General features: G+C 41.1%; 26 protein-coding genes. 8 read left to right on the forward strand and 18 right to left on the reverse strand.

Annotated elements, in window-relative coordinates:
- Window positions 1-10: 10 nt before the first annotated feature.
- The 11 genes from SE27_RS09240 to SE27_RS09290 form a co-directional block, all read right to left on the reverse strand.
- Window positions 11-979: a 2-hydroxyacid dehydrogenase gene (locus SE27_RS09240; protein ID WP_039622788.1), complete on the reverse strand. Its 969-nt coding sequence runs from the start codon at window positions 977-979 to the stop codon at window positions 11-13.
- Window positions 976-1,635 carry a hypothetical protein gene (locus SE27_RS09245; protein ID WP_039622790.1) on the reverse strand — a complete coding sequence of 220 codons (660 nt, stop codon included), beginning with the start codon at window positions 1,633-1,635 and terminating at the stop codon, window positions 976-978. Before SE27_RS09245 ends, SE27_RS09240 begins: the two co-directional genes overlap by 4 nt.
- A gap of 126 nt (window positions 1,636-1,761) precedes the next feature.
- Entirely contained in the window at window positions 1,762-3,651 is a 1,890-nt protein-coding gene (locus tag SE27_RS09250; RefSeq protein WP_148308929.1) for a M48 family metalloprotease, read from the reverse strand.
- Between the two features lie 95 nt (window positions 3,652-3,746).
- Window positions 3,747-5,285 (reverse strand): amidophosphoribosyltransferase, encoded by a 1,539-nt coding sequence (purF, locus tag SE27_RS09255; protein ID WP_039622792.1) that lies wholly within the window; start codon window positions 5,283-5,285, stop codon window positions 3,747-3,749.
- Between the two features lie 24 nt (window positions 5,286-5,309).
- Window positions 5,310-5,894: a CvpA family protein gene (locus SE27_RS09260; RefSeq protein WP_039622793.1), complete on the reverse strand. Its 585-nt coding sequence runs from the start codon at window positions 5,892-5,894 to the stop codon at window positions 5,310-5,312.
- The gene (locus SE27_RS09265; RefSeq protein WP_039622794.1) at window positions 5,891-6,901 is read right to left on the reverse strand and encodes a quinone-dependent dihydroorotate dehydrogenase; all 1,011 of its coding nucleotides are present in this window, start codon (window positions 6,899-6,901) and stop codon (window positions 5,891-5,893) included. The genes SE27_RS09260 and SE27_RS09265 overlap by 4 nt, the downstream gene beginning before the upstream one ends.
- Window positions 6,902-6,991: 90 nt before the next feature.
- Window positions 6,992-7,471 (reverse strand): type II secretion system protein GspM, encoded by a 480-nt coding sequence (locus tag SE27_RS09270; protein ID WP_039622795.1) that lies wholly within the window; start codon window positions 7,469-7,471, stop codon window positions 6,992-6,994.
- Complete coding sequence (gspL, locus tag SE27_RS09275; RefSeq protein WP_039622796.1) at window positions 7,471-8,610, reverse strand: type II secretion system protein GspL; 1,140 nt, start codon at window positions 8,608-8,610, stop codon at window positions 7,471-7,473. The genes SE27_RS09270 and gspL overlap by 1 nt, the downstream gene beginning before the upstream one ends.
- A gap of 34 nt (window positions 8,611-8,644) precedes the next feature.
- Window positions 8,645-9,100: a SixA phosphatase family protein gene (locus tag SE27_RS09280; RefSeq protein ID WP_039622797.1), complete on the reverse strand. Its 456-nt coding sequence runs from the start codon at window positions 9,098-9,100 to the stop codon at window positions 8,645-8,647.
- Window positions 9,101-9,171: 71 nt separating this feature from the next.
- Window positions 9,172-10,245, reverse strand: a complete 1,074-nt coding sequence (locus SE27_RS09285) for an NAD(P)H-dependent glycerol-3-phosphate dehydrogenase (protein WP_039622799.1) — start codon at window positions 10,243-10,245, stop codon at window positions 9,172-9,174.
- Window positions 10,246-10,278: 33 nt separating this feature from the next.
- Window positions 10,279-10,854 (reverse strand): nitroreductase family protein, encoded by a 576-nt coding sequence (locus SE27_RS09290; RefSeq protein ID WP_039622801.1) that lies wholly within the window; start codon window positions 10,852-10,854, stop codon window positions 10,279-10,281.
- A gap of 224 nt (window positions 10,855-11,078) precedes the next feature.
- Between SE27_RS09290 and SE27_RS09295 the strand changes: the two genes are divergently transcribed.
- Window positions 11,079-11,459: a hypothetical protein gene (locus tag SE27_RS09295; protein ID WP_039622803.1), complete on the forward strand. Its 381-nt coding sequence runs from the start codon at window positions 11,079-11,081 to the stop codon at window positions 11,457-11,459.
- Window positions 11,460-11,561: 102 nt separating this feature from the next.
- Here the strand turns inward: SE27_RS09295 and rhlB are convergent, their stop codons facing one another.
- Window positions 11,562-12,713 (reverse strand): ATP-dependent RNA helicase RhlB, encoded by a 1,152-nt coding sequence (gene rhlB / locus SE27_RS09300; protein WP_039622804.1) that lies wholly within the window; start codon window positions 12,711-12,713, stop codon window positions 11,562-11,564.
- Window positions 12,714-12,811: 98 nt separating this feature from the next.
- Window positions 12,812-13,024 carry a cold-shock protein gene (locus tag SE27_RS09305; protein WP_004648643.1) on the reverse strand — a complete coding sequence of 71 codons (213 nt, stop codon included), beginning with the start codon at window positions 13,022-13,024 and terminating at the stop codon, window positions 12,812-12,814.
- 382 nt (window positions 13,025-13,406) lie between these two features.
- Between SE27_RS09305 and SE27_RS09310 the strand changes: the two genes are divergently transcribed.
- From SE27_RS09310 to SE27_RS09330, 5 genes are all read left to right on the forward strand, one after another.
- The gene (locus SE27_RS09310) at window positions 13,407-13,637 is read left to right on the forward strand and encodes a sulfurtransferase TusA family protein (RefSeq protein WP_039622806.1); all 231 of its coding nucleotides are present in this window, start codon (window positions 13,407-13,409) and stop codon (window positions 13,635-13,637) included.
- Between the two features lie 136 nt (window positions 13,638-13,773).
- Entirely contained in the window at window positions 13,774-14,643 is an 870-nt protein-coding gene (rpoH, locus tag SE27_RS09315; RefSeq protein ID WP_039622808.1) for an RNA polymerase sigma factor RpoH, read from the forward strand.
- 147 nt (window positions 14,644-14,790) lie between these two features.
- Window positions 14,791-15,156, forward strand: coding sequence for a DUF423 domain-containing protein (locus SE27_RS09320; RefSeq protein ID WP_039622810.1), 366 nt, complete (start codon window positions 14,791-14,793; stop codon window positions 15,154-15,156).
- Between the two features lie 26 nt (window positions 15,157-15,182).
- Window positions 15,183-15,380, forward strand: a complete 198-nt coding sequence (gene thiS, locus SE27_RS09325) for a sulfur carrier protein ThiS (RefSeq protein WP_039623936.1) — start codon at window positions 15,183-15,185, stop codon at window positions 15,378-15,380.
- Window positions 15,381-15,392: 12 nt separating this feature from the next.
- Window positions 15,393-16,178, forward strand: coding sequence for a thiazole synthase (locus SE27_RS09330; protein WP_039622812.1), 786 nt, complete (start codon window positions 15,393-15,395; stop codon window positions 16,176-16,178).
- A 189-nt stretch (window positions 16,179-16,367) separates the two neighbouring features.
- Here the strand turns inward: SE27_RS09330 and SE27_RS09335 are convergent, their stop codons facing one another.
- On the reverse strand, window positions 16,368-16,979 hold the full coding sequence (locus SE27_RS09335) for a glutathione binding-like protein (RefSeq protein WP_039622814.1): 612 nt from the start codon (window positions 16,977-16,979) through the stop codon (window positions 16,368-16,370).
- 217 nt (window positions 16,980-17,196) lie between these two features.
- Between SE27_RS09335 and SE27_RS09340 the strand changes: the two genes are divergently transcribed.
- Together SE27_RS09340 and trmB are read left to right on the forward strand one after the other, a co-directional pair.
- Window positions 17,197-18,645, forward strand: coding sequence for a SulP family inorganic anion transporter (locus SE27_RS09340; protein WP_039623937.1), 1,449 nt, complete (start codon window positions 17,197-17,199; stop codon window positions 18,643-18,645).
- Between the two features lie 152 nt (window positions 18,646-18,797).
- Window positions 18,798-19,514 (forward strand): tRNA (guanosine(46)-N7)-methyltransferase TrmB, encoded by a 717-nt coding sequence (gene trmB / locus SE27_RS09345; RefSeq protein WP_039622816.1) that lies wholly within the window; start codon window positions 18,798-18,800, stop codon window positions 19,512-19,514.
- Window positions 19,515-19,571: 57 nt separating this feature from the next.
- On the opposite strand, the gene SE27_RS09350 is transcribed toward trmB, so the two are convergent.
- The 4 genes from SE27_RS09350 to SE27_RS09365 all read right to left on the reverse strand — a co-directional run bounded on the left by SE27_RS09350 (window position 19,572) and on the right by SE27_RS09365 (window position 23,814).
- Complete coding sequence (locus tag SE27_RS09350) at window positions 19,572-20,249, reverse strand: class I SAM-dependent methyltransferase (protein WP_039622818.1); 678 nt, start codon at window positions 20,247-20,249, stop codon at window positions 19,572-19,574.
- A gap of 27 nt (window positions 20,250-20,276) precedes the next feature.
- Window positions 20,277-21,071, reverse strand: a complete 795-nt coding sequence (locus SE27_RS09355) for a Rossmann-like and DUF2520 domain-containing protein (protein ID WP_039622821.1) — start codon at window positions 21,069-21,071, stop codon at window positions 20,277-20,279.
- 101 nt (window positions 21,072-21,172) lie between these two features.
- The gene (locus SE27_RS09360) at window positions 21,173-22,207 is read right to left on the reverse strand and encodes a hypothetical protein (protein WP_039622823.1); all 1,035 of its coding nucleotides are present in this window, start codon (window positions 22,205-22,207) and stop codon (window positions 21,173-21,175) included.
- Window positions 22,208-22,335: 128 nt separating this feature from the next.
- Window positions 22,336-23,814, reverse strand: coding sequence for an OmpA family protein (locus SE27_RS09365; protein WP_039622825.1), 1,479 nt, complete (start codon window positions 23,812-23,814; stop codon window positions 22,336-22,338).
- Between the last annotated feature and the right edge of the window lie 229 nt (window positions 23,815-24,043).

Raw genomic sequence — 24,043 nt, forward strand, 5'->3', positions numbered from 1 at the left:
TTATTCAATTTTAGCAAAATGAAGGATTAACCAAATAAGTGGGCGTACGCCCCTCAAGTGCATCGACCAAATTACGATAAGCCAATTCAGCCATTTTTTGACGGGTTTCTGCCGTTGCTGAACCAACATGCGGTAAGGTCACCACATTGTCTAAAGTAAAGAGTTCCGAGGTCGATAACGGCTCTTTGGCATAAACATCCAGTCCGGCAGCAAAAATTTTATTCTGCTTAAGGGCTTCAATTAAAGCAGACTCATCCACCACGGAACCGCGAGAAATATTCACCAATACGGCATGTGACTGCATCTGCTGCAACTGATCTGCTCCAATGAGAGCCTTGGACTGAGAGTTTAAATCGACTGCCAATACCACAAAATCAGACTGTTGCAATAACGCATTTAAACTACAGTAAGTGGCATTTAACGGCTGCGCCAATTCTAATTTTTCACGGCGATTGTGATACAGAATATTCATATTAAAGCCATGAAAACCACGGCGCGCAACCGCCGCACCAATATGACCCAATCCAATGATGCCTAAGGTTTTCCCAAAGATATCTTGCCCAAACTGTGCCTTAGCTACAGTACGTGTCCAATTACCTTGTTTGGTCCATTGGTCTAAATAGGCAGCTTTACGCGCGCCCGTCATTAATAAGGTAAAAGCCAAGTCGGCAGTGCTTTCAGTTAATACATGCGGCGTGTGTGACAACCAAATTTTTTGTTGATTCAGATAAGCCAAATCATAATTATCATAACCCACACTCACACTCGAAATAATTTTCAGCTGCTGTGCGGTGGCCAAATTATCAGCATTGAGTAAACGCCCTGCCCCAATCATGCCATCTGCATCTTGGGCATGTTGGCGAATTTGTGCATTCACATCACCATGTTTGGGATTGATCAGCACCACTTCATAATCTGCTTGTAATCGTTGAATGATTGCATCATCTAACTGACTAAAGACCACCACTTTTTTATTCATATTGCATCCGTGCTGTGATTCGATTTTTGCATAAACTGCCACAGGCGTTTTTTTAATAAGGGTTGGTCGAGCATTTCTTGTAAACTGGCCAATTGCATACCTTTTGCATGCTTGAAATAGCCAGATTGCCCCAAGAAAAGAATATTTTTATCCACACTGAGCGCATCTAAAAACCCTTGTACATAACTTTCTGCACCGCGTCCATCTTGAAATTCAAGCAAAGGAAATGGCCATTGCAATAGCGCGTATTCTGCCGATATTGCTTGCTGAATATTATTCCAAAGTTGCTGTTGCTCGCTACTCATCGAGGTGGCATCGACCACAATCACGCAATGTGGCAAGGCAAAAGCTTGTAATTGAAAAGCCGCTACCTGTGCTATGACCTGTGGCTCAAGCACAGAGAGCGGCTCTGCTTGCAGCTCAATGGGCTGAGCCAAAGATACAACCGGCGCAACTGTTTGAGTTGGCTCCGCCTTGAATTGAACTTCTACAGCAGGAATGGCGGCTGCTTTGCTCACGATGATTTCGGTTATATCTTCAACTGCGGCCTGATCACGCCAAATGCTCGAAGATGGCATTTTTTGACACAGCGCATCCTTGGGAATCCAAATATCAATTCCTAATGCTGCCAATATGTCACGCTGATGCCCGATCATGTTTTTCCATCACCCATTCAATGTTTAACATTCTAACGAGATTAGCCAGTTTTTGCTGCGCTTTTCTTGGCACTTTTTAAGCAGACAGTTGAAATCCAATCTGAGCCTAAACAGAGTGCAGCTATTTTAGACAATCATTAAGCTATTTTTTTTCTGCATTTCTTCAATAATTTCACGTGTTTCAAAACCTAATCGCCAATACAGCAATTGCAAAACATCCAGTTCATCTTGGGTGATAATTCGGTCATTCCACAAACATAATTCAGCAATACTTAAAATCGCCAAACGGTCGCGAAGCAATAAGCCAGCAATATCATTGAGAATTTCAGCCAAGTCGATCGGCTCATCAGAGATTTCTGCATAGAGTTCCAACTCATCTGCGCTTAAGACGCGCTCTAAAATTGCTTGTCGTGCTTCTAGTTGATTGTGACTATTGATTTGCTGTACATGCAATAACGCATCAATTAAGCGCACGATATGCGGTTTAACTTCCTCCAATGACGTTGGCGTATGTAACGGCAAAAGCTTTAATTCATATTTCACCCGTTCAAGCAGTAATGCATCTAACAGACCAATTTCACCATCTTCTTGAATAATACGTGCCAGCTTCATTAAAAATTGCCGTGCGACTGTGGCCGGCATCGCGCCAATATTTTTACAGGCATCATAAAAAATAGAAATATGCACACGACCATCCAAATGCAGCAAGGCATCTACAATTGCGCGACTGACTTCCGCCTCGGCAGGAATAAATTCACGGTATTGCCGAATCATTAAGATAGCCACCATCACCTCGCGTGAACCCGTGGCCGTTTGTAATGCACGTTGAATGAGTTCAGGACGCAGCATATTTCTACGCACTTCGACATTTAAGGGCTTAATCGCATCTTTAATGGCAAAACTAATCGGTGATAAACGCAATAGTGGCAAGGGTTGCGGCGAACTCCACGGTGCATAGACTTCAGTGTCCATTTCATCTAAGGAGCGAAACAAACTAAACAGTGGTTGATTGCGTAATTTTTTTAAATTTTCCAGTTGTAAGTCTTGCACTAAACCTGGATTTAATTCATAAATTCGCTGCTCGATACTCGGATGAATATTCAGCCAGTTTTGTGGACTTAAGGAGTTGGCAAAACACATATGTGCAATCGACTCTGCATATTCACTGTGAATTTGCGAACCTGAATGATGTACATAAATTCTTAACAAGGTTTGAATAATCGCATCATTTTGAATTAAGCGTTTGGTCTTTTGGTCATTGCGGAAGGTACGCCCACCCAATGATACATATTTAATCAAGCGCGTAATCAACACACCCAAGCTACCAATCAGCCAAATTAAACCACCCACCGCGACAAAGAAAGTAGCAAATTTATGAACATGAGCTTGACCCTGTTTGGTAAAACCCATTTTGGCAATTTTACTACCCCACTGACTAAAACTGGTCAGACTGCTGTATAAAATTTTCAAATGGGTATTTTCAGCGGTTTCACCAGATAAAATTTTATTAAACTTATGGCTGAGTAAGCCATATAACTCTAACTCATCCAGATTTTGTAATGCTCCCCAAGTCAAAATAATGACTATATCGCGTGGATAAAACCCAGCGGTCAGTGCATTAACCCCCACTTCATCAGGCAAAACATACACCACAGGCGCTTCAATTAAAAAAGTATCTGCCAATTGCTGAGTAATTTTTAATGCTGCACTTTCTTCAGGAATACTTTCAATTAAACTTAAGCGCCGTGCGCCCAACTGTTTTGCTAAAGAATGCCCGCCCAAACGAAATACGTAAAACTCATACAGCACGGAAAGACTCATAACACTGAGCAATACTGTAATTAAATAAGGGCTTAAACTATGCCAAAAAATAGACTGGGTTGGATCAATATAAAAAACCAACAGTCCGGCAATGCTGTTTAAAATGAATAGCGTCAAAAAGACCGCAAGTAAACAGACACTTGCAGACCAAATTATATTTTTATTTTTAATGAAAGAATAACCTACACCATTCAATGCAAGGATCCCTTTATGACATGGTTTTTGTGTATTCATCATAAATTAAAAAAGCGGGAAGATCCCGCTTTTCATATTCAGATGTAAGAAGAATATTACTCTTCTTTGACCCCAGTTAAATCTACAGATGCTGCGTCGATATTCACATCGATATAACCATCAATATCTTTTTTAGCAGAATCGTTGCGTTTACGCTCAAGCTCTTCTAAATATGCCGCATCAATACCGCCTGCCACATAAATTCCATCAAATACAGAACAATCAAATTCCTGTAATGCCGGAACTTTACTGGTACGCACTGCACCTTTTAAATCTTCCAAATCTTGAAAGATTAAACGATCTGCACCAATAATTTCGCGAATTTCTTCCACACTGCGTCCAGATGCAATCAACTCATCTTTGGCAGGCATATCAATACCATACACATTTGGATATTTCACCATCGGTGCAGCCGAAGCGAAGAATACTTTCTTCGCGCCTGCGTCACGTGCCATTTGAATAATTTCATTACAGGTGGTGCCACGAACAATAGAGTCATCGACCAGTAAAACGTTTTTACCTTTGAACTCAAGCTCCACCGGATTCAGTTTTTGACGCACGGATTTTTCGCGCTGCTGCTGACCCGGCATAATAAAGGTTCGTCCAATATAACGATTCTTCATAAAGCCTTCGCGGAACTTAACACCAAGAATATTGGCCAGCTCTAACGCTGAAGTACGCGAGGTGTCTGGAATAGGAATGACCACGTCGATATCGTGCTCTTCACCCCATTCACGCGAGATTTTGTACGCCAATTTTTCACCCATTTTTAAACGGGCTTTATACACTGAAATACCATCAATGGTGGCATCGGGACGTGCAAAATAGACATACTCAAAAATACACGGACGATATTCAGGATTCGTTGCACATTGCTGACTGTACAACTGACCATCTAAAGAGATAAAGATGGCTTCACCCGGTTCAATATCACGTTCCACTTTAAAGCCTAACGCGGTAATTGCAACCGATTCAGAGGCAATGATATATTCCATGCCCTGTTCAGTTTCACGTGAACCATAAATCAGTGGACGAATACCATTGGGATCACGAAAACCCACTAAACCATGGCCGGTAATCATCGCCACAACGCCATAAGCACCTTTACAACGCTCATGCACCCGAGACACCACATCAAAGATATCTTCAGGCGATGGATTTAATTTGCGACTTTTTTGCATTTCATGGGCAAAAACGTTCAACAAAACTTCTGAATCTGAATCTGTATTCATATGACGAAGATCTGTTTTAAACAAATCATCGTGAATTTCTTCAGCATTGGTCAAATTACCGTTGTGGGCCAAAGTAATCCCATACGGTGAGTTGACATAAAACGGCTGTGCCTCTGCACTGCTTGATGAACCCGCAGTCGGATAACGCACATGCCCAATACCACAGTTACCTAGCAAGGCACGCATGTGACGGGTATGAAACACATCACGCACCATGCCATTGTCTTTACGGAGGAACAAACGTCCTTCATGACAAGTTACTATTCCGGCTGCATCCTGACCACGATGCTGTAACATCGTTAATGCATCAAACAACATTTGGTTAACAGGTGATTTACCAGCTATACCAACTACTCCACACATAGCAACCTCGCAAACACGCTAGGATTAATAAAAAGGATTATTTGTTGACTCATCTGTACGCGCTGTAGGTTTTGGCGTTTTATCAGAGGAGGAATGAGAAATTTTAGGCGCATTGTCAGATTGAATATGACTCAATGCGTCAGTCGCTACATCTTTAGACAGCTTACTGGCCCACGGCGCATAAGGCAGAAGCAAATACACAAATTTAGATTGTTTCCAATACGGTGAGCTTTCCACCCAAGGTTGCATCCCTTGCATGGTGATCAGCACAATTAATAAGCCCTTTAACGAGCCAAATGCACTTCCTGCTAAACGGTTTAATGGGCCAAGTCGAAGTGTCTTTAAGAGTTTATTTAAGAACGCAGTCACCATCCACGTTAAAACCACAATCAACAGAACAATAAAGGCAAAAGCGGCTATTTTTTGCACCACAGGATCTTGACTTAATGAGGCCATCGAAGGTGCCAAGATGGTGGCATATTTTGCACCGACAATCAGGGCAAAAATCCATCCCACCAAGTTCGCAAAGGCAGTAACCAATCCTTGTCGCAAACCGTTGAGCCCTCCAATGATTAAGATAACCAGTATGACAATATCTAAGGTGTTCATAGCGCTTTTAAAGTGTTCACACAATCTTCAATAAGCATCGGACCGGTATAGATTAGGCCACTATAAATTTGTACAAGACTGGCACCGGCCTGTTGTTTGGCAAGGGCTTGTTCACCTGATAAAATCCCTCCAACACCAATCAATGGAATTTGACCTTGCAACTGCGCAGCAAAAGCAGCCAAACAAGCCGTACTCTTTTCAAATACTGGCGCACCCGACAAACCACCTGCTTCTTCAGCATGTTGCAGAGTTTCTACCCCTTCACGCGACAAAGTGGTGTTGGTGACAATCAAACCATCAATTTTAAATTGAAGCAATTGTTTGGCAATAAATTCGATATCGCTAGGTGTTAAATCTGGCGCCACTTTAAGCACCAAAGGCACATAATGTTGATGTAATTCTGCCAATTCAAGCTGGCGATTTTTCAATGTTTCAAGCAGTTCAGTCAGTGCATCGCCACTTTGTAAACTACGTAAATTTTTGGTATTCGGTGATGAGATATTCACTGTAATGTAGGAAGCGTAATTATAGACTTTTTCTAGACAAATCAGATAATCATCGACGGCATTTTCAACCGGCGTATCGGCATTTTTGCCAATATTAATCCCTAAAACACCTTTAAATTTAGCGGCCTTTACATGCTCAACCAGTGCATCAACGCCTTCATTGTTAAAACCCATGCGATTAATAATGGCTTTGGCATCGGGTAAACGAAATAAACGCGGATGTGGATTGCCCGCTTGTGGCCGCGGCGTAATGGTACCAATCTCAATAAAGCCAAAGCCTAATGCAGCCAAGGCATCAATATATGCGCCATTTTTATCTAAACCGGCAGCCAGCCCCACAGGATTAGGAAACTCAATCCCCATACAGGTAACCGGCTTAGCAGGAATGTTTGATCGGATCAAACGCATGCGATGAGCTGATTTCAACAAGGATAGTGTCAGCTCATGTGCACGCTCTGGTGCTAAAGAAAACAACAAAGGGCGTGCCAGAGAATATAACATATCTGTAAAAGTCTACCGCTTTTTAAGTCGCCATATTATAGGCACAGGCTGTACAAAACACCATGCTTCATATCGCTTTATTTTCAGCAATTACTGGACTAGTGCGGTTAATTTAATCTGTTCATTTTCAGAAATTAACTCCATTTTTTCAATACTTAGCCCCATTTGTGCCAATTGTGTTAAAAAGTTAGCCAAAATTGCATAATTCGCGTGTATCGCCACCAACTGAATCTGCTCACCCGATTGTTGTGAAGCCACCGACAGTCCTTGCTGCTGAGCCACACGCTGCACTTTTTCGGCAGCCGTTAACTGTAAATCATCGACAGGTTTCATGGTCACGGCGTTGCTTTGCATCCAGACTAAAGTGTCTTTTAAATCATTGACACGATTTTGTTGTTTGTTAGCAGCAGCATGCATAAACCATAAACTTGCAGCAATAGCCGTGACTAAAACAACAATGCACGTACAAACCAGCACATATCGATCCCGAACCGGCAGTTGCTCCAAATAATCTGTCACTTTTTCAATAGATTGGTCTATTGAGCTATGTAATTTTTGTGCAGTTTTCATTATTGTATTTTCACCAAGCCAATTGCACCCGCACCATTGGGCTGAATATTGCCCAATTCCACTTTAAAGCCCTGCTGATTCAATTGCTGGGTTAAATTTTGCAATACAGCAGACGAATTGGCTTTAAGCTCCATGGTTAAAATTGCGCTATCATAATTCACACGACTGGCCACAATTTGATTTTGCATCAAAATTGGCCCGACACGACTTAACAGCTGTAAGGCCTGAGTATTGGCATTTTTATTTAGACGCAGCTGACTCTCAAATTGACTCTTTAAATTCTGTTCAGTCACACGGCTATTTTGCCCAAACCAATATTTATACTGCTCCATCGCCTGTACCGCAGTCTGATCGGCTACTTTTCGATATTGATACCAACGTAAAGCATCATAAGCAAACTGTGCCACTAAAGCCGCGACCAATACAGCAGCACAGGCCTGCCAATAGCCCGACTTTGTACTGCTGTTTTTAGCTTTAGGCAGAACATTAAAAGGATGATTTTTGGTTTTTTTGAAGTGTGGCGGCGCATAATGAAATGACTCGATGTGCTCATGCGTTACCATCGCCTCAAGACTCTGCATCTGCTCAGCACTAAAATTACTGATTTTATAACGCTGATCAATCGACTGATAATCTAGAAATAAAGCCAAATCATCGATTGAGTTACCAACAAACTCACGCTCACGCACCAATAAACGTCCAGAGACATTGGCTATCACGATTTGTCCAACGGCTGGAGTGGGTAAGATGAGAAAGTCAGGCAATAAAGCCATCAATTTGACCGGAATTAAGTTCAAAGCATGCTGCAATGTTTCCACAGTACTTTTGGCCACACCCAAAACCACCAATTGATCAGGATCTTGAAAATGATGGAATACTTTCATGGCATCAATCGGCAATACCACAAATTCTTCGAGTAGATATTTAACTCCATCCACCCCTAGCTTCTTATATTGTGTTTTGGCCAGTGTTTGCTGCAACAGTTGCACCTCACGACTTGGAAAAAACACCACAGCCTCTTGACCATGAAATTCTTGTGTGTCTTGAATTAAATGCTCAAGACTGGAGGCCTGATACCAGCACTCTCCACTTGACCAGTGCCAAACCCCATTGGCTTCAGGCATCCATAAATACAACATTAATATTTTTCTGCCGTTTAATTTAATTAATATTTTAACTGTTCGGAATAAAGCTTTCTAACTGGGTCGACAAACCTGCCGCAATCACAGCTTGCTCATAAATGCGTGCTTCTGCCAAAGCATACGGATGAAACGACTCAGTGGTTAAAATTTCTGCCATATGCGCCACAACATTCATATGACAGACCACAACAATGGCCTCATAAGGCAACTGTGAGAGCCAATCCAGCGCTGCTTTAGCATCATCTTCAGGTTTAATTTTATTACAGATCATGACCGGCACATCAGGGAAATAGGCCTGCACATAAGCCAAGGTTTGTTGTGCGCGCAGCAATGGGCTGACCACCAATACATCCGGCTTAATTGTGTCTTTTAAATACTCTGCGGTGTGCTTTGCTTGGCTAGAGCCACGTGCGCTCAGTGGGCGTTTATCATCATTTCCATTGACTGCTGCGAGCGCTTCGCCATGACGAATTAAAGTCAGTTGCATTTTTAATTTCCTTATTTTTCAATATGCAGACATTATTAGCAAACTCTATGACAGAGCCGTTTATTTTACAATTACACTGCGTGATGCGGTAATACAAATTCCACATCACTGCGATGTCCATTTTTCATTAAAGACAGCGCAATCGTTAAAGGCGGCGCACCTTCAAAAATCACTTCATACAATGCTGCGGTAATGGGCATATACACATCCAGTTCTTCTGAACGACTACGCACTTGCACAATGGTATTGATACCTTCTGCGGTTTGACCCAATTCTTCAGTGGCCTGCTCTAAACTTTTGCCTGAACCCAAGGCAAAACCCACTTGATAGTTACGACTCAGCGGACTGCTACAGGTGGCGAATAAATCACCCACACCAGAGAGTCCTAAGAAAGTCAGCGGATTGGCACCTAACTTCACCGCAAAGCGGCTCATTTCAGCCAGTGCGCGCGTTAAAATCATACTTTTGGTATTTTCACCGACCTTATAGGCTGCAGCCATCCCCATGGCCACCGCATAAATATTTTTTAATGCGCCGCCCAGTTCCACACCATGCACATCATCGCTTGCAAATACGCGGAATAAGGCACTGTGTAAGGCTTGCTGCACCGCATAGCGTACCAATTCCGACTCACTGGCAATGACTGTTCCCGCAGGTTGACCCGCCATAATTTCTTTGGCCAAATTTGGACCTGACAGCACACCATAGGGCACTTCCGGCAACTCTTCACGAATAATATCACTCATAAAATGGAAGGTTTTAGCCTCAATACCTTTGGTGAGTGAAATCACCGCTTGTGAGGTAATAAACGGCTGAATCTGTTTGAGCACATCGCGAAAAGAATGACTCGGAATGGCCACCAAAATAATATCGCGATCACGTACAGCGGTTTCTATATCAGAAACTGCTTTTAAACCGGCCTCTAAAATAAAATCAGGCAAATAGCGTTTATTGACATGTGCGTGATTCATCTCCGCTGCCGCAGCTTCATCGCGAATCCAAATAATTGTGTCACAGCCATTACGTACCGCTGTATTGGCCATGGCTGTACCAAAACTTCCCCCACCCAATACCGTTACACGTAGTGCTGTTTTTTGATTCACAACCACCGGTTCAACCAAATCGGAAAATTTCAACTCTGCCATTATTTTTATATCTCATCTAATCATTGGGTAAAGTTATTGTTTCCAATAACTCACATAATTTTGTGTGTCTATTTCGCTGCGTGCAGCAATTGTCTTGGCTGCCGTGCCAATATAAATAATTCCAGCAATTAAATCATCTTCGGCAAGTCCAAAAGACTGTTTCAATAATTTTGATTCCACCACTGCGCCGCTACGCCAAATACTGGAAAAACCTTGCGCTTGTAAAGACAATAAAAGATTTTGAATGGCCGCACCCGTACTTAACACTTGTTCAAAGTGAGGCACTTTGGCATGTGGCTGAAATTGCGTTAAAGCCAAAACCAACAAAGGCGCACGCGTTGGATGATTTTTAACCCGCTCCAAGGCAACAGCATCAGTTTCACCCAAATCAGCCAAAGCATCAGACAATAACTCACCAAACATTTTACGCTGATCCGACGAAATCACCACAAACCGAGTCGGCTTCAAACGATGATGATCTGGCGCTGTCAATGCCGCTTGAAAAGCTTTTTCCAGTTGTTCAGCACTCGGTGCAGGCTCAAGCAATTGCCCAACCGACTGACGCTGATGAATATTATGATGAACCGTATCTGTCACTAAATCCGCCATTGATTTCGATGTCTACATACTGAAATATTTCCACAAGATTAGCATATTCCTCTTGCGCCGCTCTACACAGATTCATTCAGGCTGAAAGTTTAATTTAAACCACAAGTCCTTTGTCACACAGCAGAACCATAAAGCTGCATATTTTATACAACTCTTACTCAAATAATTCAAAAAGTTATGCTCAAATAGCTTTTATTGTATTTAAAACAAATAAGGGGAAAAACATGAAGCAACTTCTGACACTTGCATCGACCGCAGCAATCGCGCTTGCTTTAACCGCCTGCGCATCCAACCCAACCACATCCTTGGCCATTCAAAAAGAAAATAATCAATATGAAGTCACAGGTGTGGGTAAAACCAGTTTAATTTCTAAAAACAACGCGATTACTGCTGCCAACAATACCTGTGGTCGAAAAGCCACGCCCATTATCATGGATGAAAAAACAGGCTATAACGGTGCATTAAAAGATATTGTTGATGAACGCACCGGCCAAATGATTCAAGCAGCAGCCAGCGTAATTGGCTCTTTAGCAGGAACAAATACGGATATCTCTCGTAATGAAGACTATCAAACCGTTCTTACTTTTACCTGCCGAGCAAATTAATTTTAGAATCGCTTGTTAAAGCTATATCCACGTAACCACTCAAATTAAAACCGATAAAAAGCCGCTCAATAGAAGCGGCTTTTTATGAGTCGGGTTATGAAATTAACAATAACCATCTAAACGAGTTAAAGGCAATTTCTGTCCAATGGCTTTTTCAATTTCTGGAAGATAAAATGCATCATCTTCAGACAAGAAACTAATACTCACACCACTGGTTCCTGCTCGACCTGTACGCCCAATGCGGTGTACATAATCATCCGACTGCTCGGGTAAGGTAAAGTTAATAACGTGCGAGACATTGTCTACGTGAATACCACGACCAGCCACATCGGTTGCAATCATAATATTGTGTTGACCATTTTTAAATTGATCCAACATTTTGATTCGTTTGTCCTGAGCAATTTCACCCGACAACATCACCACTTTATAACCATCGCGCTTTAAGTGATCATACAATTTACGCACTTGATCACGGCGATTGGCAAAAATCATGACTTTTTCAATCGGCTCTACGCGTAGAACTTCTTGCAATAATTTATATTTATCGGTTTTTGCAACCATATAGACGCGTTGCTCAACATCTGAATTGGTTTTTTGTTGCGGTTCAATTTCAACAGTAATTGGCTCAAATAACCATTGTTGCGCCAAATTCAGTACGTCATAACTAAAAGTTGCAGAGAACATCAAGGTCTGACGTTGTTCTTTACGCGGCGAATAACGCACAATACGTTTCACTGAAGGAATAAAACCCATATCCAGTAAACGATCAGCCTCATCAATCACTAAAAACTCAATTTGATCCAGATAAACTTCTTTTTGCTCAACAAAATCAATCAAACGACCCGGTGTTGCCACAATAATATCGACAAATTGTTTATTCAGTTGGGCTTTTTGCTTATCAAAATCGACGCCGCCCAATAAAGTCACAAAATGCAAATCAGTAAACTTGGTTAAGTCTTTGACATCATTTTCAATTTGTAAAGCCAACTCACGCGTGGGTGCCAGAATCAGTGCACGCGCTTCACCGCGGAAACGTTGCTCTTGAATGGGATTGTTAAGCAAATCATTAATGACACTAACAAGAAAAGCCGCAGTTTTTCCCGTACCTGTCTGTGCACGACCAATAGCGTCATGTCCAGCCAAAGTGAATTTTAAAACCTTTTCCTGAATGGGTGTCATTTCGGTGAAACCTAAGGCATCAATAGCTTGTTTAAGTTTCGGATGTAAATTTAAGGTTTCAAAACCAGATGACATAAATATGCGCTCTAACTTAATAATCAGGAAAATATTAACCCATTATAAACAAAAACGCCCCAAATTACATTGGGGCGTTTTCATGAATCATCAGTCGATTAGTCTAAAGGTTGTACTTCTTCAGCTTGAAAGCCTTTTTGACCTTTAACTACGCTGAATTCAACACGCTGGCCATCACGAAGTGAGCGGTGTCCGTCACCTTGAATGGCACGGAAATGAACAAATACGTCATCGCCACCGTTACGTTGAATAAAGCCGAAGCCTTTAGTGTCGTTGAACCATTTCACTACGCCTTGTTCACGAGCTGTCATAAGTTAATCCTCATTGTTTTGAATAGAAGGACCACCCGGTGTTGCAAACAGCAGAGCAAACAAGATCTAAAAATATTTATTATTTCTGAGCTTGTAATCATTCTGTTTTACTATTAACAAAATCCCGGTTATATCCATTGCAGCACCCAATTTAAGGCCGTTTTAAGTATGCCATTAATTTGAATACGCAAAGAGCTTACCATGGGTTTCTGACAATTCATACTGTTTTTTTTGTTAATCTTTTTGGGCTTTCAGCTTCTGTTTTCACTCACTATTTTACTTACAAATGGCCTGTTTTTGCAGATAAAGACGCCGCACGCAGGTTTAGCTTTAGATCTAAATTTGCTACCATTTGCAAAACTTTTTTTAGACAGCCATCCAGATGAATCATCTCGCTGATACAGCCGTTATTGATGCAATGGGCAAACCCTGCCCTATGCCGCTATTGATGCTAAAACGCGCCATCAAAACCCAATTACATACGGTGTTTTTATTAAAATCTTCCGATCCGCATAGCCAACAAGATGTGACCCGATATTGTCAAATGCATCAATTAAGCTGTCATCTGAGCAAAATTTCTCACAATGAATACCACTACTTAATTGAATCTTAATTATTTTCAATTAAACTATAGCGTTGCAAATCCGTATAAAAAATTACATTTCTATACCCAATTTAGCTTAATTCAATAAAATTTTGCATTAAGATAAAACTTAAGTGGTTATGTCATCCATTTTTAAGGAGAACACATGAGTGACAGCAGCAATCAATTGATGCCCCTGTCATTATCGGCGCCAGGGGTCAATCTCGGTGCTTATATCAGTACTGTCAATCAGATTCCTATTCTAACGGCTGATCAAGAAAAAGAGTTGGCTGAACGCTATTACTATGAGCAAGATTTAGACGCAGCCAAAATGCTGGTGATGTCTCATTTACGCTTTGTGGTACATATTGCGCGCAGCTATGCAGGCTATGGCTTGCCTCAAGGTGACTTAATTCAAGAAGGCAACTTGGGCTTGATGAAAGCAGTTAAACGCTTCGACCCGACTATGGGCGTGCGTTTGGTGTCTTTTGCCGTGCATTGGATTAAGGCTGAAATTCATGAATATGTCATTCGTAACTGGCGTATTGTTAAAATTGCCACCACCAAAGCACAGCGTAAATTGTTCTTTAACTTACGCAGCTTAAAAAAATCCAGTAAAAAACTTACTTTAGATGAAGCACAAGCCATCGCAACCGAGCTTAATGTGACCGCAGCACAAGTTTTGGAAATGGAAGGCCGTTTAACCGCTTATGATGCAGCTTTTGAGGCACAAGGCGATGACGATGACGAAGGCTCAGTGCATCTGGCACCGGCTTTATATTTAGAAGACCATCGTTACGATCCAGCGCGTTTAGCTGAAGAACAAGACTACGAAGAACAAAGTAGCTCTGCTTTGCACAGTGCGATGGATCAGTTAGATGATCGTTCACGTAATATTTTACAGCGCCGCTGGTTAGATGATGAAAAATCAACCTTACATGAGTTGGCCGCTGAATATAATGTATCAGCCGAGCGGATTCGTCAGTTAGAAAAAAATGCCATGGAAAAAATTAAAGTGGCCATGTCATCTAACTAACAGCGCAAATGGATTTCTTTGATTTAAAAAAAGGGCTGCGCGCCCTTTTTTTAGCTTTAGATCAAACCGATTCAACCTTTTTTCACTTTTGTCTAAAGCACAAAATATGCTAAGGTTAAGCGCAAATTTATTCAGATAATCGAGCTTATGTGGATTGCAATTTCGGCGCTAAATTTGGCACTCGCAGTCATGTTAGGTGCGTTTGGCGCACATGGTTTGAAATCGCGTGCAACTGAGCTTCAGCTGGCATGGTGGCAAACTGCCACAGATTATTTTTTCTATCACGCACTGGGTCTGCTGTTGCTGGCCATTTTAGTGCGCGTCATTCCAGCGCTGCCCATCAAAGCCAGTTTTATCCTGATTCAACTGGGCATTTTATTTTTCTGTGGTTCATTATATTTAATGGCATTCGGGCTACCCCGTATTTTAGGCGCAATCACCCCTATTGGCGGCGCTTTGATGATTGCAGGCTGGTTAATATTGACATGGAATGCTTTAAAATACGCAAGATAAAATTACACAGAATAGAGTACATCATGATGCAGATTTATTTAAATGGTGAATTAAAACATACCGCATGCAGCAATTTATTAGAATTAATTGAAGAGCTGGCTTTAGACGGGAAACGTTTTGCGGTAGAAAAAAATGAAATGATTATCCCCAAAAGTAAATTGGCACAAACCACACTTTGCGCTGAAGATCAGATTGAAATTATTCATGCCGTCGGTGGCGGCTAATTCGGAGCTCGCATGCAAGACACCCCCCTTATTATCGGTTCACGTACATTTCAATCGCGCTTATTGGTTGGTACAGGCAAATATAAAGACTTGACGGAAACAGATTTGGCCATTCAAGCCAGCGGTGCAGAAATTATTACTGTGGCCATTCGTCGCGTGAATATTGGACAGCATCCTGATCAACCCAATTTACTCTCGGTTTTACCTGCGGATAAATACACCATCCTGCCCAACACTGCGGGTTGTTTTGATGCCAACAGTGCGGTACGTACCTGCATGCTGGCACGAGAACTATTAGATGGGCATAATTTGGTTAAACTTGAAGTATTGGGCGATGAAAAAACCCTTTACCCAAATATTATGGAAACATTAAAGGCGGCGCGCACCTTAGTCGATGATGGTTTTGAAGTGATGGTTTATACTTCAGATGACCCCATTGTGGCACAAGAGTTAGAGAGCATGGGCTGTGTTGCGATTATGCCTTTAGGCAGCCTGATTGGGTCTGGCTTAGGTATTCTTAATCCGCATACACTGTCAATTATTAAAGAAAATGCCAAAGTACCGGTATTGGTTGATGCAGGCGTAGGCACCGCCAGTGATGCTGCGATTGCTATGGAATTGGGTTGTGATGGCGTGTTGATGAACACGGCCATTGCTGCAGCACAACAGCCCATTTTGATGGCGTCTGCCATGAGAAAAGCAGTGGAAGCAGGACGAGAAGCCTTTTTAGCCGGTCGTATGCCACGTAAACGTATGGCCAATGCCAGCTCTCCTGAAACCGGTTATTTCTTTAAATAACCAACTGTCAGACTGTTTATTTAGACTAAAAAAGGACTCTATTTAGAGTCCTTTTATGTTTTAGAGCTGTATTTTAAAACTTAAGTTGCTGCGCTTATATCTTTAAGATTATTCAATGATCAATATTTCATAAATCACAGTAGACTCAAGCGCTCAATAATAAAAACTTGAATCTGGGTTTAATTAAGCTTAAGGAATTAATCCTTCATCACGCATGGCAATTTGTACGGACTGGCGTTCTGCCACTTTATTGCGTAAAGCAACGACATTTGGATATGGGGTTAAGTCATGCTCAATGTGATTCGACCAATTGGTCAGTACAAATAAATAGGCATCTGCTGGGCCAAAATTATCATCGACCAAATACTCATGGTCTGCTTGCGCAATCGTGCTATCAATATGCTTTAACAAGCGATCTACTTCTGCATAGGCTTTTTCTTTGGCATCTGCTGAAAGTGCACCTGCAAAAAATACAGCATAGGCATCATGCAATTCAGAGTTTAAATATCCCAACCACTCCAGCACTTTAGCGCGCCCTAGACCTGACGGTGGAATTAAATCTTGCTTCGGATCATGCTGAGCCAAAAACGGTAAAATCGCCACATTTTCAGTCAGAATCAAACCGGGGTTAATTTCCAGTGCAGGCACATAACCTTTAGGATTAATGGCGTAGTAATCTGCTCCTTTTTCAGTTTTATGTGTTTTTAAGTCAACACGCTCTAAATCAAAATCGACATTAATTTCATTTAAAATAATATGTGATGCCAGTGAACATGCGCCCGGTGAATAATAAAGCTTCATATCTGATCCTTGTTATTAAACTATTAACTGTTTTAAAGGTGTTCTGAACAACTTTCAAGTGATCAAAGCGGTAAATTGCAAAAATGCATCAATGCATAAAAATCCTGAAACCTGAATATTGTCTAAAATGTTGTATTTTTCAAGCCGCAATTGGCTGCTTTTATTGATTCAGATGTTTTAACATACACAACTTTAAAATTAGATGAACATTAAACGAGTGATAAATCTGAAAAAAGAAGAGTGGTTCTCCAATATTCGTGTCGACATACTGGCCGGTTTGGTGGTCGGTTTAGCCCTGATTCCGGAATCAATTGCCTTTTCAGCCATTGCTGGAGTTGACCCGCAAGTGGGGCTTTATGCTTCCTTTTGTATTGCGGTGACCATTGCTTTCTTGGGTGGGCGCCCTGCCATGATTTCTGCGGCCACTGGTGCAATGGCCTTACTAATGATTACCTTGGTTAAAGATCATGGTTTGCAGTATTTACTGGCCACCACAATTTTGACCGGTATCATTCAAGTGCTGGCCGGTTACTTTAAAGTTGCCAAACTGATGCGCTTTGTATCGCAGTCTGTGGTTTATGGTTTTGTGAATGCCTTGGCGATTTTGATTTTCGTGGCACAAATTCCTGAATTAAGCCAAATGGATGCTCTCGGTTATGGTTTTGTTGCCTTCGGTTTGGCAGTGATTTATCTTTTCCCACACCTTCCTAAAATTGGCAAACTGATTCCCTCACCGCTGATTTGTATTATTGTTTTAAGTATTATCGCGCTATTTTTCAACAGTGATATGCGCACTGTCAGTGATTTGGGCCGTTTTCCCGATACCTTACCAATTTTCCTCATTCCACAGATTCCACTCAATTTAGATACGCTAATCATTATCTTTCCCTATGCCATCACATTGGCCACCGTCGGTTTATTAGAGACGATGATGACCACGACGATCGTTAATGAAGCCACTGCAACCGAAGGCGATCGTCATCAAGAATGTCGCGGTCAAGGCTATGCCAATATTGTCAGCGGTTTTATGAGCGGTATGGCCGGTTGCGCCATGATTGGTCAATCCATTATTAACGTCTCATCAGGGGCGCGTACGCGTTTATCCACATTCGTGGCGGGAGTGTTCTTACTGTGCTTGGTGGTATTTTTAAAAGATTGGTTGGCTTATATTCCAATGGCAGCCTTGGTCGCCATTATGATTATGGTTTCATTCACCACCTTTAATTGGGATTCACTACGTAATTTTTCTAAGCATCCCAAACAAAGCAATATCGTCATGTTGGCAGTGGTGATTGTGGTTTTGGCCACGCACAATCTTGCATTGGGCGTATTTGTAGGCGTGTTACTCTCTGCGCTGTTCTTGGTCAACAAACTGGAAAGCGAAGTTAAAGTGAGTTCTGTACTGATCCATCCTGATATGCGTCAATACAGCATTTCAGGACAAATTTTCTTTAGCAGCTCAGACAAATTTTTTCAATTTTTTGACTTTAAAGAACCAATTCATAGCGTAAAAATTGATTTAACCCATGCCCATATCTGGGACATCACTTCGGTCAATATGCTCAGCACAGTGGTGCAAAAGTTTAAAGATCAGGGCATACACGTTGATGTGGTTGGATTAAATGAAGCCAGTAGCACCTTGATTGATCGTTATCGTGCTAATTGATCTAAAAATAGTAAAAAGAGCCAAACATGGCTCTTTTTAGTTTTAACAAATACCATTTACTCATTAAATCAGATCTAGAGCAGTAAAAAATTTGACTTACACCCCTTAAGACTTAAAATACCGCATTCAAATTTTTTACATTTGCCAAAGTTATGTCGAACGATCAATTAGACCCACAAGTCGTCGAACTAGACAACTTGAATGAACACCGTGAAATTGTGACCTATATGCGTCGTTCATCTCCGCTAAACACCTCCCAACGCACTGCGCTTGAACAATATGGTCAACTTATTTTGGACTATCCAGTGGGTGATTTACGTCAGCACTTTGAACATCCAGAGCGTCCGTTAACGGTCGAAATTGGCTTTGGCATGGGACGTTCATTTGTTTTAATGGCAAAAGCCAATCCTGAACGCAATTATGTAGGGATCGAAGTTCACATCCCCGGCATCGCGCAATGTGTCTATGAAGCTGGAATGGCGGGCTTAACCAATTTACGCTTGCTTGATGCCGATGCCATCCAAGTACTGCGTGAAATGCCCGACAACAGCATTAATGCCATACAACTGTACTTCCCCGATCCATGGCAAAAAAAACGCCATTTCAAACGTCGTTTTGTCTCGCATGACCGCATGCCATTGGTAGAACAGAAGTTAGAAATGGGTGGAACATTCCATGCCGCAACCGACTGGGAACCGTATGCAGAATGGATGTTAGATGTACTCGACAACCGTCCAAATCTTGAAAATATGGCGGGTAAAGGCAACAGTTATCCGCGTCCTGATTGGCGTCCGCAAACCAAATTTGAGCGCCGCGGCATTGAGGAAGGTCATAAAATTAATGACTTTTTATTCAAGAAAATTAACTAAACCGGCAGAATAAGTTAAAAAAATGGCTCATAGCAAATGGGCCATTTTTAATTAACTCTATGCAGCTTTTAAAGCGATAAACCCTTGATAAGATAAAATTTGTGTAAAGCGTTGTACGCAATTAAAACCACTTAGCGTTAACGCAGCACAGGTCTCTGAAGCAGACAGTAGATGAAAATCATCGGCCAAACGCCGCGTCATCGCTTTGGCTTGCGGTGCAGTCAGACCATTGATTTGCGCAATATTTTCTAAACTTTCCAAGTCCTGCTCAGATTCGGTGGCGGTTAAATCGAAGGTCATAAAGATTGCAGAGGGTTTTAAGCGTGCATAAATGGACTGAAAGAAATTTGGCTTTTCTGGTATTGCAATAAAATGACTAACCAAAATAGTCAATGCTGCATCATAAAGACGTTCTGAGGCTAAACTGTCTACATCGCCCAAAATAAACTCCACACGATCTGCCGCGTTAAAAGGCTGCAAATATTGCTGCGCTTTATCCAGCATGGTGCCAGATAACTCTGTGGCAGTAAAAGTCCACTGCGGAAACATCTGCAACAAATAACCCAGTTCATAGCCTGTGCCACAGCCCACAACTAACACATGGGCCTTTTCATGCACATGGGTTTTCAGTAATGCTTGAATTTGTTGATGTACCACTTCATAACCGGGGATTAATTTACGAATATGTAAATCATACCCATCCACCACATGTTGGCTATTAAAATCCTTGGCCATTCATCACTCCTGTTGATCTATTTTAATTCATGATTCAGTTTTAGCTTTTTCGCTATGCACTTGTAAAATTTGCTGACTCAGTAAAGCATACACATGTTTGAGATGATGCTGCTGTGTATCCTCTAACATCTGTTGATGTCTATTTAAAATATTTTGATCGCCGCGCATCGCCGGCCCTGTTTGCATTAATCTAGGTGGGTTTTGCAGTGCTTTTTGTGCCGTTTCTAATATTAAGGGATACAGTAAAGAAAAATCGACCAGCTGTGCATCGACGATTTGCTGGGCCATATCATAACAATAATTGCTAAAATTACAGGCAAATACCGCAGCCAAATGCAGACTTAAACGTTGCGCCGAGCTATATGCATAGACGCGTGTAGTTAACTGATGCGCCAATTGCAACAATAACTGCGTATCCTGTTCAGACATTGCCTCTATAAAAATAGGCGTATCTGACCATGCAATATCTCTATTCAGGCTAAAGGTTTGCAGTGGATAAAACACACCTGCCCGATGGTGCTGTTCTGCTAAGACGTTAATATCGGTACTGCCCGAGGTATGCACAATCAAGGTCTTCGGCAGGTATGCATGTAGCTGTGTAATCAGCCCTGCAATGGCCTGATCACTTACCGCCATAATCACTAAATCAACACTGGCGTCCATATCGACCAAATCAACCACAGCGCTTGCATGCACTTGAGCCGCCAAAGTCTGTGCAGAAATAAAGGTTCGACTATAGATTTGAATAATTTGATGCTGCTGGCTTAAAACATGCGCAAGATGATGGGCAACGCGTCCTGCACCAATAAGACTAATTCGCATAGATGGCTTCACACAATAGATTTATCACAGCATGCCAATAATAAAGGGACGAATCAATTCGTCCCTTTATTAAAGTATTCAATTACGACTATAGCTTGGCTTTAATTAAAAACATTGTTTAAATAAACAATCCGTTCTGTGGTTTTTTGATTAAAACATTTGGTGTATTGCATGTTTTCGCTTTGCTTACGCATTGCGTCATCCCAATAATCAGATTTTTTCTGATAGGTTTCTTTTTCATTTTCTGGCAATTGATAAACATTTTTTTGCGCAATCACTTTACAGTCTACATCGCGTTTTTCAAACCAATCGGCTTGATCCTGTTGTAACTGTTGTTTTTGCTCCGCTGAAAATAAATCCCACGTTTGATTTAAACGTTCTACCACTTTCACTTTATCTGCATCTAATTCTTTTTGACGAATATCCATGGCTTTTTGTGCTAAAGCCACTTCAGCCGCATTTTCTTTGGAATACTGCTCAGAGTTGGCTCGTGCTTCACTGTTGTGTTTAACATAGGACTGATATTGAACAGCTTTTGCGGTTACAAAGACAATTCCATTGATGACCGCATTTTCATTTTCAACCGTAAAGGTTACACCCTCTTTATCTGTTTTGGTAATTCCGTAACTAAAGGCACCTTTGAGTTGATCATCGCCTAAAACCAAATTGGATGATCCATCTTCTAAATAATCACGTAGCGTTGACATCGAATCATATTCACCTTCACAGTCTTGATCACTACAAGGCGCTTCTAAATACGCATTTTCAGCACGTTTTTGTAGACCTTTTGGAAATTGCACGCTCAACTGACTGCTACAATGCAAAGTTTTAGCGGTTTTATCGTCTTCCGTTAAGGTGGTAACATTCTTGATTTTAAACTGCACTTGTTCGGTGATTTTCTTTAATAAATCTTGATCGGCTTCATAGCTTGAATGACGTAACTGTTTATCCAATTGTTTTAAATACTCAGATTTCAAATAAGCTTCTACTTGTCCAATATTCTCAGCATCGGTACAGCTCCAATCGGAAACCTCAACTTTTTGCTCAACTTTTTCTGTCTTGTTGTTTTTAAAATTGTCACAACCGGATATTAGCGTTGTACCCAATACCAAACTAAAAATAATCACGTTCTTCATCATTCTATTCTTAACCGTACTGTTTATAATTTTCGCTCTGTATTTAACCAAAAAGTGATTCATATAGCGATACAATTGATAAAAAATCTCTGTTTTTAGGCAGAGATTTTTTATCTTGGCAGATTTACTTACTGTTTATTAATGCCTTTGTCATCTACTTCACGAACTATACCTGTTTCAGTATTCAATACTTCAAACTCAATACGACGATTTTTAAACTGACCTTCAGGCGTCACGTTATCAGCAATCGGTTGTTCTTGACCATAACCCACTGCTTGCAGTTGTGCTGGATCAACACCTTGTTGCACCAAGTAATTCACCACGGCTTGGGCACGTTTTTGCGACAACGCTTTATTCGATTCAGCCGATCCTACAGCATCAGTATGCCCTTTCACGGTTAAATGTACTTCTGGGACACGTTTAATGAGCGCGGCGCCTTGATCTAAAATTGATTTATTAGCATCTGGAATCGTCGCACTGCCGGTATCAAAATTAATAATTTGCATATTTAAAGCAGTGGCAATATCTAAAGCTTTAATATTGTCGGGTTTAATTTCGGCAAGGGCTTTTTCTGCGTTAGTGTTGCCGGTTGTAATGGCCGCATTGGTATCTATTGGCATGGCTGTATCTGCCGCGGCTTGCGTCATTACGGTCATATTTCTAACCAATGGCTGAATTTTTGCTGCTAATTGTTGTGCATCACTCGGATTGGCAGCTTGAATGGACAATTGATTGCCGGTCCATGTTAATGAAGCATTTGGCACACCTTTCATTAATTTCAATACACTCGGAATAGCGTCTTGATCAATAAATTCACGGTTGTAACGCGCATTGGTTTCTGCACCACAGCCAATATTATGATTAAAGCTTTGTTTAATTTCTTTTTGCAAAAGCTCCACATAATTTGCATCGCCAGAATATAACTGACAAGTTAATAACTCTCCGCTTGAACTGGTACTAAATTGTAATTTTGCCAGTTCAGTACTGGCCGTTTGCATCGGCACTTCTGTTGCAGGTTCATCTTTATTTGAGCAAGCTTTAAACATTAAAGCCAATAATGCAATTAAAATAATGAGTCCAATAATTGGCAATAAAAAGCCTGATTTTTTCTTCTCCTCTACAATTGGATAGGGTTCAACCACAGGAGCTTGATGTAAAGAATGATCAGCTACAGCAGCCACGCCAAGCGCACTTAAAAACACGGCTCCCCAATGTGGTAAGGCACTGTCTATATCTTGCCAGTGTGTATCAATTAAATGAACAATTGCACTTGGTTCAGCAGAACCCGCTTCATTTTCTAAAAAATTTAGTGTCGGTGCAATTGCACGATTTAAAGTATTTTCAATCGTCGATGTCGGTACTGTGCCAGAGATTTGTTCTAAAAACTGCGGTTTTAAAGCGGGATTGCTGGTAAAAATATCCTCTAGTCGAGGATTTAACTGATTTTGCAAAGTCTCAATCAGCGCTGGTCTAGACTTAAAAATTGACAATAGAATCGGAAAAAAACTACTTAAGGCCTGACTTTTTTCACTGAGGTATTCTGTTTCGCCTTCCAAGATAATGGCAGACACTTTCTGCCGAAGCAGTTCAATTAAATTAATATTCATATCTTATTCTCGTTTTATCATTGATGTTTTTAGTTTATCTATTCACCTTTTAAACAGTGTAAATAATTGTATTGATTGAAATACCTTTATTTTATGCATAAAAAAAGCCAGCAATCGCTGACTTTTACCTCAATTTAAGCCGTGTTATTCTAAATAACCTGAGTTCGACATAAAAAATAAATAAAAAAAAGCCTTAGCATCTGTAATATCTTGGTTACGAAGACAAAAC

The sequence above is a fragment of the Acinetobacter harbinensis genome (assembly GCF_000816495.1).
In the GTDB taxonomy this organism is placed as follows: Bacteria; Pseudomonadota; Gammaproteobacteria; order Pseudomonadales; family Moraxellaceae; genus Acinetobacter; species Acinetobacter harbinensis.

Excerpts from the sequence above, each read along its gene's own strand:
- SE27_RS09365 (WP_039622825.1), bottom strand. The coding sequence starts at position 23,814 with ATGAATATTAATTTAATTGAACTGCTTCGGCAGAAAGTGTCTGCCATT.
- trmB (WP_039622816.1), top strand. The coding sequence starts at position 18,798 with ATGTCGAACGATCAATTAGACCCACAAGTCGTCGAACTAGACAACTTG.
- purF (WP_039622792.1), bottom strand. The coding sequence starts at position 5,285 with ATGTGTGGAGTAGTTGGTATAGCTGGTAAATCACCTGTTAACCAAATG.
- SE27_RS09335 (WP_039622814.1), bottom strand. The coding sequence starts at position 16,979 with ATGAAGCTTTATTATTCACCGGGCGCATGTTCACTGGCATCACATATT.
- SE27_RS09310 (WP_039622806.1), top strand. The coding sequence starts at position 13,407 with ATGAATCATCTCGCTGATACAGCCGTTATTGATGCAATGGGCAAACCC.
- SE27_RS09355 (WP_039622821.1), bottom strand. The coding sequence starts at position 21,071 with ATGCGAATTAGTCTTATTGGTGCAGGACGCGTTGCCCATCATCTTGCG.
- gspL (WP_039622796.1), bottom strand. The coding sequence starts at position 8,610 with ATGTTGTATTTATGGATGCCTGAAGCCAATGGGGTTTGGCACTGGTCA.
- SE27_RS09350 (WP_039622818.1), bottom strand. The coding sequence starts at position 20,249 with ATGGCCAAGGATTTTAATAGCCAACATGTGGTGGATGGGTATGATTTA.
- SE27_RS09240 (WP_039622788.1), bottom strand. The coding sequence starts at position 979 with ATGAATAAAAAAGTGGTGGTCTTTAGTCAGTTAGATGATGCAATCATT.
- rhlB (WP_039622804.1), bottom strand. The coding sequence starts at position 12,713 with ATGTCATCTGGTTTTGAAACCTTAAATTTACATCCGAAACTTAAACAA.
- SE27_RS09270 (WP_039622795.1), bottom strand. The coding sequence starts at position 7,471 with ATGAAAACTGCACAAAAATTACATAGCTCAATAGACCAATCTATTGAA.
- SE27_RS09245 (WP_039622790.1), bottom strand. The coding sequence starts at position 1,635 with ATGATCGGGCATCAGCGTGACATATTGGCAGCATTAGGAATTGATATT.
- SE27_RS09280 (WP_039622797.1), bottom strand. The coding sequence starts at position 9,100 with ATGCAACTGACTTTAATTCGTCATGGCGAAGCGCTCGCAGCAGTCAAT.
- SE27_RS09260 (WP_039622793.1), bottom strand. The coding sequence starts at position 5,894 with ATGAACACCTTAGATATTGTCATACTGGTTATCTTAATCATTGGAGGG.
- SE27_RS09305 (WP_004648643.1), bottom strand. The coding sequence starts at position 13,024 with ATGACAGCTCGTGAACAAGGCGTAGTGAAATGGTTCAACGACACTAAA.
- thiS (WP_039623936.1), top strand. The coding sequence starts at position 15,183 with ATGCAGATTTATTTAAATGGTGAATTAAAACATACCGCATGCAGCAAT.
- SE27_RS09295 (WP_039622803.1), top strand. The coding sequence starts at position 11,079 with ATGAAGCAACTTCTGACACTTGCATCGACCGCAGCAATCGCGCTTGCT.
- SE27_RS09320 (WP_039622810.1), top strand. The coding sequence starts at position 14,791 with ATGTGGATTGCAATTTCGGCGCTAAATTTGGCACTCGCAGTCATGTTA.
- SE27_RS09330 (WP_039622812.1), top strand. The coding sequence starts at position 15,393 with ATGCAAGACACCCCCCTTATTATCGGTTCACGTACATTTCAATCGCGC.
- rpoH (WP_039622808.1), top strand. The coding sequence starts at position 13,774 with ATGAGTGACAGCAGCAATCAATTGATGCCCCTGTCATTATCGGCGCCA.
- SE27_RS09265 (WP_039622794.1), bottom strand. The coding sequence starts at position 6,901 with ATGTTATATTCTCTGGCACGCCCTTTGTTGTTTTCTTTAGCACCAGAG.
- SE27_RS09360 (WP_039622823.1), bottom strand. The coding sequence starts at position 22,207 with ATGAAGAACGTGATTATTTTTAGTTTGGTATTGGGTACAACGCTAATA.
- SE27_RS09290 (WP_039622801.1), bottom strand. The coding sequence starts at position 10,854 with ATGGCGGATTTAGTGACAGATACGGTTCATCATAATATTCATCAGCGT.
- SE27_RS09285 (WP_039622799.1), bottom strand. The coding sequence starts at position 10,245 with ATGGCAGAGTTGAAATTTTCCGATTTGGTTGAACCGGTGGTTGTGAAT.